This is a genomic window from Telluria sp. Soil_C_11 (genome assembly GCF_057657395.1).
Map to the genome: position 1 here is coordinate 1 of NZ_JBDGIN010000035.1, position 9661 is coordinate 9661.

General features: G+C 66.8%; 6 protein-coding genes. 4 read left to right on the forward strand and 2 right to left on the reverse strand.

Going from position 1 to position 9661, the window contains the following annotated elements; translation table 11 throughout:
- Positions 1 to 201: 201 nt before the first annotated feature.
- Together AC3A6M_RS24565 and AC3A6M_RS24570 are read left to right on the forward strand one after the other, a co-directional pair.
- Positions 202 to 1686: a DUF2868 domain-containing protein gene (locus AC3A6M_RS24565; protein ID WP_487855312.1), complete on the forward strand. Its 1485-nt coding sequence runs from the start codon at positions 202 to 204 to the stop codon at positions 1684 to 1686.
- Positions 1683 to 3149, forward strand: coding sequence for a GTPase domain-containing protein (locus AC3A6M_RS24570; protein ID WP_487855313.1), 1467 nt, complete (start codon positions 1683 to 1685; stop codon positions 3147 to 3149). Before AC3A6M_RS24565 ends, AC3A6M_RS24570 begins: the two co-directional genes overlap by 4 nt.
- Here the strand turns inward: AC3A6M_RS24570 and AC3A6M_RS24575 are convergent.
- Complete coding sequence (locus tag AC3A6M_RS24575; RefSeq protein WP_487855314.1) at positions 3146 to 5263, reverse strand: TonB-dependent receptor family protein; 2118 nt, start codon at positions 5261 to 5263, stop codon at positions 3146 to 3148. The genes AC3A6M_RS24570 and AC3A6M_RS24575 overlap by 4 nt on opposite strands.
- 241 nt (positions 5264 to 5504) lie before the next feature.
- On the opposite strand from AC3A6M_RS24575, the gene adh reads away from it, so the two are divergent.
- Together adh and AC3A6M_RS24585 are read left to right on the forward strand one after the other, a co-directional pair.
- Positions 5505 to 7025, forward strand: coding sequence for an aldehyde dehydrogenase (gene adh / locus AC3A6M_RS24580; RefSeq protein ID WP_487855315.1), 1521 nt, complete (start codon positions 5505 to 5507; stop codon positions 7023 to 7025).
- 8 nt (positions 7026 to 7033) lie between these two features.
- On the forward strand, positions 7034 to 7411 hold the full coding sequence (locus tag AC3A6M_RS24585; protein ID WP_487855316.1) for a DUF779 domain-containing protein: 378 nt from the start codon (positions 7034 to 7036) through the stop codon (positions 7409 to 7411).
- Here AC3A6M_RS24585 and AC3A6M_RS24590 read toward each other — a convergent pair.
- Entirely contained in the window at positions 7404 to 9281 is a 1878-nt protein-coding gene (locus AC3A6M_RS24590) for a sigma-54-dependent Fis family transcriptional regulator (RefSeq protein ID WP_487855317.1), read from the reverse strand. The two genes, AC3A6M_RS24585 and AC3A6M_RS24590, sit on opposite strands and share 8 nt — an antisense overlap.
- Positions 9282 to 9661 lie beyond the last annotated feature (380 nt).

Sequence of the window (9661 nt, forward strand, 5' to 3'; positions counted from 1 at the left end):
AGGACCGTGAAACGACTTTGCGCCGATGATAGTGCTGCAACCAGTGTGAAAGTAGGTTATCGTCAGGCTAATTATTCAGCAAAGCCCGCTCAATTCGATTGAGCGGGCTTTTTGCTTTTGGGCGGCCGGAACGTGCCATCCGTCATCCCATGACGATTTGCGGCACAATGCAGCTGTTGTCTAACCATTAAGGCCAACAGCATGAAAGAACAGGTTGCGAGAAAGGTGACCCTGGTCCGTGCCATCGAGACCTCGGACATCAAGCACGAAGTCCTGAGCGACGACGACCGCATGTATGCCAGCCGCAGCGCGCGCGAACTCGCGCAGTGGTCAGCGGCCGACACCAAATCTCCGCTCACCCTCGACCACTTCCTGGAACAGCGCTCCGAGCAGATCCTCAAACGGCTCGCCGAACGCATGCCCGCCTTCCGCACCTTCCTGCATCGGCGCCCCTTGCTGCCCATGCTATCCGTGCTGCTGCCGCTGCTGGCCCTGATCGCGGGCGCCGCCATCGACCATATCGCCGATCCGCACCGCGTCGACCTGCTGTCAGCGCCGCTCCTGCTCATCATCGGCTGGAATCTGCTGGTCTATATGATCCTGCTGGTCTGGCTGCTCATTCCATCCAAACGCACGGGCTGGGCCGGTCCGGAGCTGATGCGCAGGCTCAGCGTTGGGAAAGCCAGGCTGCCGCGCAAGCTGCCGGCGCCGCTCGCAGCCGCCCTCGGCCAGTACACGGCAGACTGGACCGAGCTTTCCTGGAAGCTGACCCACACGCGCCTGAGCCGCGCGGTCCACCTGGCCGCGGCCGCGTTTGCGCTCGGCGCCATCATTTCACTTTACGCCCGCGGCCTGCTGACGGAATATGCGGCTGGATGGGAGAGCACCTTCCTCGATGCGACGCAGGTGCATACCTTGCTGTCCTGGCTGTTCGCGCCCGCCATGTTCCTGTTTCCCATTGAAGGTTTCAGCGTCGCCGACGTGCAGGCCCTGCGTTTCGTGCAGGAGCCATCGAACGCGGGCGGCGCGCGCTGGGTTCACCTGTACGCGGCAACCCTGCTGCTGCTGGTGATCCTGCCGCGCCTGGTCCTGTCCCTGTTCGCCGGCTGGCGTGCGGCGCGGCTCGCGCGGCGCTTCCCGATCGACCTGCGGCAACCGTACTTCGAGAAGCTCGCGATCCACGTCGGCGCCGGTCCCGCTCCGGTCACCCTGCGCGTGCTGCCCTACAGCTTCACGCTCGACGAGCGCCGCGACCGCGGCCTGTCCGAACTCGCTGCCGCGATGTACGGCGAGCAGACGCGCGTCATGCTGCGTCCCTCGCTGCCATACGGCGAAGATCCGAAGGCCTTCCTGCAGGAGTTGAGTCCGGAGACGGGCGACACGAGAACCGTCACCGCGGTGCTGTTCAACCTGGCCGCCACGCCCGAACAGGAAAACCATGGTGCGCTGCTGTCCGCGATCGCGCGCCAGCTGCCGGGCGGCGTCAGCGTGCTGGTCGACGAATCGGCGCTGACCGAGCGCGCGGCCGGACAGCCTGGCGCGGATGCGCGCCTGGCCGAGCGCATCGCCCTGTGGCGCCAGTTCTGCACCTATCATCAGGTTCCGGTGACGGTGGTGAACCTGCTGCAGCCGGCGAAATACCCGGCCGGCACCGACGGTGGCGTCGCCGCGGCGGGGGTACGATGAGCGAGGCCGCCAAGGTCCAGTTCGCGCTCGTTTCGCACACGAACAACGGCAAGACCACGCTCGCGCGCACCCTGGTCGGGATGGATGTCGGCGAAGTGCGCGATGCCGCCCACGTGACCACCTTCTCCGAATCGCACGTGCTGCAGGCCACCGAGCAGGGCGACAGCCTGCTGCTGTGGGACACGCCGGGCTTTGGCGATTCGGTCCGCCTGCTCAAGCGCCTGGCGATGTCGGGCAATCCGATCGGCTGGTTCCTGCGCGAAGTCTTCGACCGCTACCGCGACCGCCCGTTCTGGCTCAGCCAGCAGGCCTTGCGTGCGGCGCGCGACGAAGCCGACGTCGTGCTCTACCTGGTGAATTCGAGCGAGCATCCGCGCGACGCCGGCTACCTGCCGGCCGAGATGCGCATCCTCGAATGGCTCGGCAAGCCCGTGGTCGTCCTGCTCAATCAACTGGGGCCGCCGCGTCCGGCCGCCGACGAACAGGCGGAACAGGCCTTGTGGAAGCAGCACCTGGACCAGTATCCGATCGTCCGCGAAGTACTCGCGCTGGATGCCTTCGCGCGCTGCTGGGTGCACGAGCACGTGTTCTACGAAGCCGTCGGCAAGCTGGTGCCGGAGCCGAAGCGCGCTGCGTATGCGCGCCTGCGCGCGGCCTGGGAAGCGAACAGCCTGGCGCGCTACCATGCTTCGCTGCGCATCACCGCCGAGCAGCTGCTTGCGGCGGTGCGCGATAGCGAAGTCATTCCCGAGGAGAGCGGCGGCCTGCTGCAGTCGGCGCTGAAGGCGGTCAAGCTGGGCAAGTCGGATGCGCGCCGCCAGGAAGCGGCGATGGCGCGGCTGGTCGAGCGGCTCGAAGAACGGATCGCCCAGGCCACGACGCGCCTGCTGACCCTGCACCGTCTCGACCCTGGCGATGCCGCGCGCATCAATGCCCGCGTGCGCGACAACTTCAAGGTCCGCGCCCCGCTGGATAAAACCCAGGCCGGCCTGCTCGGCGCGGTCGTCTCGGGCGCCGCGACGGGCCTGTCGGCCGACCTGATGGCGGGCGGGCTGACGCTGGGCGGCGGCGCGCTGCTGGGAGCGATCGTCGGCGCGCTGACGATGGCCGGCGCGGCCTGGGGCTTCAATACGAGCACCGACCGTAACCAGCCGACCGTGCAGTTCGCGCCGCCTTTCCTGCGCACGCTCCTGGTCAGCAGTATCCTGCGCTACCTGGCCGTCGCCCACTTCGGACGCGGTCGCGGCAATTTCGTCGAAGGGGAGGCGCCGCCGTTCTGGCAGGCGGCGGTCGAAGAGGCGCTGCAGGCGCATTGCCCGGACCTCGACCGCCTCTGGCAGGAGCTGCGCACGCACGACGACAAGGATGCCGCGCGGCTCGACGGCCTGCTCGAAACCGTGGTCGGCGACGTGTTCGCACGCCTGTATCCCGGCGTGCGCATTCCCGCGCAGCCGGCCGCTTAAAAGCGGTACTGCATGCTCGCGCCGATCACCCAGTTGCGGCCCGGCGCGGCTTCGTAGTAGCGGCGATTGCTGTCGCCGACGATCACCGAACCGATGTAATCGCGGTCGAGCACGTTGTTCACGCGCGCATATTCCTTCACTCGCCACGGGCCGAGCTGCTGCTGCGCCTGCACGCGCAGGTTGGCGATCGCGTAGCCCGGCGCCGGATTGGCCTGGTTGGCGTCGTCCGGATACAGTTTCGTGTTCGCGATGGTCTCGAGCGCGATGCCATAGCGGTCGGCGCTGTCCTTCCAGCCAAGCTCGCCGAACAGGCTGGCGTTCGGCACGCCGGGCAGGCGGCTGCCGGCCAACACATTGCCGAAGCCCTCGTCGTACTCGGCGCGCAGCACGCTCAGGGCCAGCCGTCCATACCAGTTGCGCCGCCACTCGGCATCGAGCGACAGCTCTCCGCCCTGGCGCAGGGTCGCGCTGGCGTTGCGGTAGCTGGTGCGGCCGCCCGACGAGCTGTCGACCACCAGCTCGTCGCTGGTCTTCACCTGGAACACGGCCGCATTGACGCGCACGCCGTCGAGCGGCATGGCCTTCACGCCGAATTCCAGGTGCGTACTCCTGGCCGGCGCCAGCGAGAAATTGAAGCCGGCTCCTGCACCCGAGTAGAACACCTCGTTCAGGGTCGGGGTCTCGAAGCCGCGCGCCGCGCTGGCGTAGACGTTCAGTCCCGGATGCACCTTGTAGAGGATGCCGAGCAGCGGCGTGGTGTGGCGGTAGCTGACCTTGCCGCTGTCGTTGCCGTTGGCGAGGTAGCGGTCGTCGACATCGAAGTCGACCCGGCTGTGGCGCAGGCCGGCGCTCAGCACCCAAGGGCCGCGCTCCCATTCGAACTGGGCGTATGGATCGAGGTTCCTGACGTCGTCGTTCTCGTCGCGGCGCAGGCGGCCGCGGACGCCGAACTCGCTGCCGACGAAATTCTCGTAACCCTTGCGGTCGTCGCTCGACGCGCCCGCCTCGATGCCGAAGGTCGAGCGCAGCGTGCCGTCGAGCAGGGGGCGCGCCATGCTCCAGTTGGCGTCGATGCCGTGGAACTCGCGCTCGAAATCGACCACCCCGCCCGAATGGCTGGGCGGCGCCTGGAAGCCTTGCGAGAAGGACTGGTACTGGATCACGCGGCGGTTGCCGACGTAGGCGGTCACGCGTAGCCGGTCGCTGCCGAAGCGCTGTTCCCAGGTGGCGCCCAGCTGCTGGTGGTCGATGCTCTTGCGGGTGTTGTAGCGCTCGGCGAAGGTGCGCTGCGGATCGTGCGGGTCGCTGGTGTCGATCTCGCGCGCGCGCGGATCGCGCTGCCAGGTGGCCCAGGTGACGCCGAGCGGATCCTGCGTATCCTTCTGGCGCAGCCCGCCGGCCACGAGAACCAGCCGGCTGGCCGTGCTCGGCGCGAAGGTGAGCTTGGCATAGGCCTGGTCGCGCCGCGCGGCGCTGTGGCTACGGTAGCCGTCGGTGTCGAAGCGCGAGGCATCCAGCAGGTAGCCGACGCCGCCGGCGCTGCCGCTTGCATTGAGGTCGGTCTTGTGGCTGCCATAGCTGCCGGCGCTGACGTTCAGTTCCACTTGCGGCGCGCCTTTCGGATCGCGCGTGAACAGCTGGACCACGCCGCCGGAGTGATTGCCGTACAAGGCCGAGAACGGGCCGCGCAGCACTTCGATGCGCTCGGCGAGGTCGAGATTGAAGGTGGCGGCCTGGCCCTGGCCGTCGGGCATGGTGGCGGGGATGCCGTCGGCGATCAGGCGCACGCCGCGCACGCCGAAGGCCGAGCGGGCGCCGAAGCCGCGCGAAGAGATCTGCAAATCCTGCGCATAGTTCTGGCGGTTCTGCACCACCAGGCCCGGCACCGCGGCCAGGGCTTCGGAGGCGTTGACGCGCGGCTGGGCTGCGCCGATCTGGTCGGCGCCGATGACATCGATCGAGGCCGGCAGGTCGAAACTCAGGCGTTCGGTCCGGCTGGCCGTCACCACGACGACCGGGGTGCCTGTCGTTACGCCTTCGTCCGCAATGGCAAGCGGCGAATACCAGGCGGACAGTGCAGCGACGATGCTGGAAGCAAGTACGTGACGTTTCATCTTTTCTCCATGATTTCGCCCCGAACTATACCTTCCGGACCGGAAGTCCGTTGCCCGGTTGCTCCACCGGGCTGTGTCAATCTGGAGCAGGTGTGCCGGAACATGACGCATTCCGGCGGACGCCTGCGGCCCCTTCACTCGACGGCCCCGTTGACGCCGGGCTGGCACGGCGTTTGCGAGAGTGGGCGGTGTCGCACACACCGGCCGGCAGGCCACACCACCAACGAGAAAAGAGGATGACATGAACCTGGCAGACATCAGCAAACTCGGCGTCGCAAACCCGTTCCGTCAGCGCTACGACAACTACATCGGCGGCCGCTTCGTCGCGCCCGCCAAGGGCGAATACTTCGCCAACGTGACGCCGATCACCGGCCAGCCGTTCTGCGAAGTGGCGCGCTCGACCGCGGAAGACATCGAGGCCGCGCTCGACGCCGCCCATGCAGCCAGGGACGCCTGGGGCAAGACCTCGCCCACCGAGCGCGCCAACATCCTGAACAAGATCGCCGACCGCATGGAGCAGAATCTCAAGATGCTCGCGACCGCCGAGACCATCGACAACGGCAAGCCGATCCGCGAGACCATGGCGGCCGACCTGCCGCTGGCGATCGACCACTTCCGCTATTTCGCCGGCTGCATCCGCACCCAGGAAGGCGCGATCTCGACCATCGACCACGAGACCTATGCCTACCACTTCCATGAGCCGCTGGGCGTGGTCGGCCAGATCATCCCGTGGAACTTCCCGATCCTGATGGCGGTGTGGAAGCTGGCGCCCGCGCTCGCGGCCGGCAACTGCGTGGTCCTCAAGCCGGCCGAACAGACTCCGGCCTCGATCATGGTGCTGATCGAGCTGATCGCCGACCTGCTGCCGGCCGGCGTGGTCAATATCGTCAACGGCTTCGGCCTGGAGGCAGGCAAGCCGCTCGCTTCCAGCAAGCGCATCGCCAAGATCGCCTTCACCGGCGAGACCGGCACCGGCCGCCTGATCATGCAGTACGCGGCCCAGAACCTGATCCCGGTGACGCTGGAACTGGGCGGGAAGTCGCCCAACATCTTTTTCGAGGACGTGATGGCGGAGGACGACGAGTTCTTCGACAAGTGCCTGGAAGGCTTCGCGATGTTCGCGCTGAACCAGGGCGAAGTCTGCACCTGCCCGTCGCGCGTGCTGGTGCAGGAATCGATCTACGAGAAATTCATGGAGCGCGCGCTGGCGCGGGTCGAGCAAATCAAGGCCGGTAATCCGCTCGACGAAACCACCATGATCGGCGCCCAGGCCTCGCAGGAGCAGCTCGAGAAGATCCTGTCCTACCTCGACATCGGCCGCCAGGAAGGCGCCGAGGTGCTGGCCGGCGGCGAGCGCGCCACCCACGACGGCGACCTGGCCGGCGGCTACTACGTGCGCCCGACCGTGTTCAAGGGCGACAACCGGATGCGCATCTTCCAGGAAGAGATCTTCGGGCCGGTGGTCTCGGTGACGACCTTCAAGGACGAAGCCGACGCCCTGCGCATCGCCAACGACACCCTGTACGGACTGGGCGCCGGCCTGTGGACACGCGACGGCAGCCGCGCCTTCCGCGTCGGTCGCGCGATCCAGGCGGGCAGGGTGTGGACCAACTGCTATCACCTGTATCCGGCGCATGCGGCTTTCGGCGGCTACAAGCAGTCGGGCATCGGCCGCGAGAACCACAAGATGATGCTCGAGCACTACCAGCAGACCAAGAACCTGCTGGTGAGTTACAGCCCGAAGGCGCTCGGCTTTTTCTGATGGCGGCCATGAGCACGCCGATCGCGCGCGTGACCGCGACGCCCGCCGCGCTGGCCTTCATCGGCGAGCTGCGCGGGCGCCACGGACCGCTGATGTTCTTCCAGTCCGGCGGCTGCTGCGACGGCAGCGCGCCGATGTGCTACCCGGCCGGCGAGTTCAATGTCAGCGACACCGACGTCTGCCTGGGCAGCCTGGACGGGGCGCCGTTCTACATGGGGCTGGAGCAGTTCGGCTACTGGGAGCACACCCAGCTGATCATCGACGTGGTGGCCGGTAATGGCGGCATGTTCTCGCTCGATAACGGGACGGGCCGGCGCTTCCTGACCCGCTCGCGCCTGTTTTCGGACGCGGAGTGCGCGCAGCTGCGTGGGCAGCCGCTCACTTAGTTCTCGTGCGCGGCAGCTTGCGGTAGATGGTATTGCGCGATACGCCCAGGGCGCGCGCGGCGGCCGAGACATTGCCGTCGTGCGCGTCGAGGGTGCGCAGGATGGCGCTCAGTTCCAGTTCTTCCAGCCTGGCGCCGCTGCCGGCGTGGACCGGCATCGCCGCGGGGCCGCGATCGGCAGCGGCGGCATCGTCCAGAAAATCGTCGGGCAGGTGCCGCAGCCCGATCTCCTTTTCGTCGCCGGCCATCAGGGCCGCGGTGCGCAGCAGGCTGGCGAGCTGGCGCAGGTTGCCGGGCCAGGCGTGGCGATGGAACAGGTGCAGGACCTCGTCGGCCACGCGCCGACCTTCGCCGGCCAGCAGCTGCGCGACGATGGCATCCAGATCGCCGCGCTCGCGCAACGGCGGCAGCTTCACCACCAGGCCGTTCAGCCGGTAGTACAGGTCTTCGCGGAACAGGCCGTCGGCGATGCGCTGGCGCAGGTCATGGTTGGTGGCGCAGACCAGCTCGATGTCGACCGCGACCGGCCTGGCCCCACCCAGCGGCAGGACCTTGCGTTCCTCGAGCACGCGCAGCAGGCGCGCCTGCAGGGCGAGCGGCATGTCGCCGATCTCGTCGAGGAACAGGGTGCCGCCGTGCGCCTGCATGATCCTGCCGCTCGCGCCTTTCCTGCGCGCGCCCGTGAAGGCGCCTTCCTCGTAGCCGAACAGTTCCGACTCGATCAGCGCTTCGGGAATCGCTGCGCAGTTGACCGCGACAAAAGGTCCGTGCGCACGCGGCGAATCGTGGTGGATGGCCTGGGCCAGCCATTCCTTGCCGGTGCCGGTCTCGCCCATGATCAGGATGGGCACACTGCGGCCGAGGACCTTCTCGACCCTGGCGATCGCTTGCGCGAGACGGGCGTCGCCGGTGTTCAGTGCCTGCAATCTGGAGCGCGGCTGCGGCGGATCCGGCAGCTCGGGCGCCGGTGCTGGCGGCGCGGGCAGGGCGGGTGCATCGTTCAGCAACTGCGCACCATGCCTCAGGCGCAGCTCGGCGCGGCCGCGCACGCGCACGCCGTTGTGCATGCACAGGTCGAGCAGGCCCGGGGCCGCGCTCCGGTAGTGATCGTAGAGGCTCGATACCGGCAGGCCGAACAGGGAGCTGAAGGACTCGGCCTGCAGGGCGGGGAACGCCAGGCCGAGCTGGAACAGACCGTTGCGGTTCGCCGCCAGGAAGCGCCCGCACGGCGTGAAGGAGGCGATGCCCTCCATGAGCGTGCCGATGAATTCGGGGCGGGTATGGAAGTGCAGGGTGATCGCGTCCTCGAAGGCGGCGGTGAACAGCTGGTTCTCGATCATCAGCGCCGACATCCGCACCAGGGCCATGGTGTGCTTGTGGAAGCTGCGCCGGTCGCCGCTGACATCGAGCACGCCGACCACCTTGCCGCGATGGTCGGCGATCGGGGCGGCGGAACAGGTGAGGAAGTGGTTCGCCGTCAGGTAGTGCTGGTCCGCGTGCACAGTGGCAGGCGCCTGTTCGGCGATCGCAGTGCCGATCGCATTCGTGCCCTTGCTCTGCTCGGACCAGTCCACGCCCGGGGTCAACGCGACGCGGTTGGCCTTTTCGAGGAAGTCGGCGTCGCCCAGCGAATGCAAGATGACGCCGCGGGCATCGGTCAGCAGGACCGAGTTGTGGGTGTTGGCGATCTGCTGGTACAAGGTTTCCATCGCCGGCAGCGCATGGTTGTAGAGCATGCGGTTCTGCTCTACCAGGGCAGAGAGGGCGGACACGGACAGGGGATCGAAATCCGGGCGAAGGTCGGCGCGCAAGCCGAAATGCTGGGAACGGCGGTGCGAACTGGCGATAACCGCCGGCAGGTGGTAAGTCATCCCTTGTCTCTCCTGTTGGCCCTGTACCGCGGCTCTTTCAGTAAAACTCGACTAACGATGAATGTAGCACGCAACAGGGCACTTGCATCCTTCCGTCCGCATTTGCTATAGTTCGCGTCCTGCTTCTGCAGCGCACGAAAAGTTTAATAGAATCAACTATTTAAACTTGTATAAACGGCCATGCCGGGTGCACTGAAGAAAAACGAGGGGTTGACGAGTTAAGCGAAACACTGCATAATCTCATTCCTCTGCTGCTGACGAACAAAACGATTCGTCGAACAAGCAAGCAGATCAGAACACGGTTCTTTAACAATCAACAGTCGATAAGTGTGGGCGTTTGATGAAGTGCCAGCAGTCGCGAAAGCGCTGCTGAATGCTTA

Coding starts and splice junctions, on each gene's coding strand:
- AC3A6M_RS24585 (WP_487855316.1), top strand. CDS start 7,034: ATGAGCACGCCGATCGCGCGCGTGACCGCGACGCCCGCCGCGCTGGCC.
- adh (WP_487855315.1), top strand. CDS start 5,505: ATGAACCTGGCAGACATCAGCAAACTCGGCGTCGCAAACCCGTTCCGT.
- AC3A6M_RS24590 (WP_487855317.1), bottom strand. CDS start 9,281: ATGACTTACCACCTGCCGGCGGTTATCGCCAGTTCGCACCGCCGTTCC.
- AC3A6M_RS24570 (WP_487855313.1), top strand. CDS start 1,683: ATGAGCGAGGCCGCCAAGGTCCAGTTCGCGCTCGTTTCGCACACGAAC.
- AC3A6M_RS24575 (WP_487855314.1), bottom strand. CDS start 5,263: ATGAAACGTCACGTACTTGCTTCCAGCATCGTCGCTGCACTGTCCGCC.
- AC3A6M_RS24565 (WP_487855312.1), top strand. CDS start 202: ATGAAAGAACAGGTTGCGAGAAAGGTGACCCTGGTCCGTGCCATCGAG.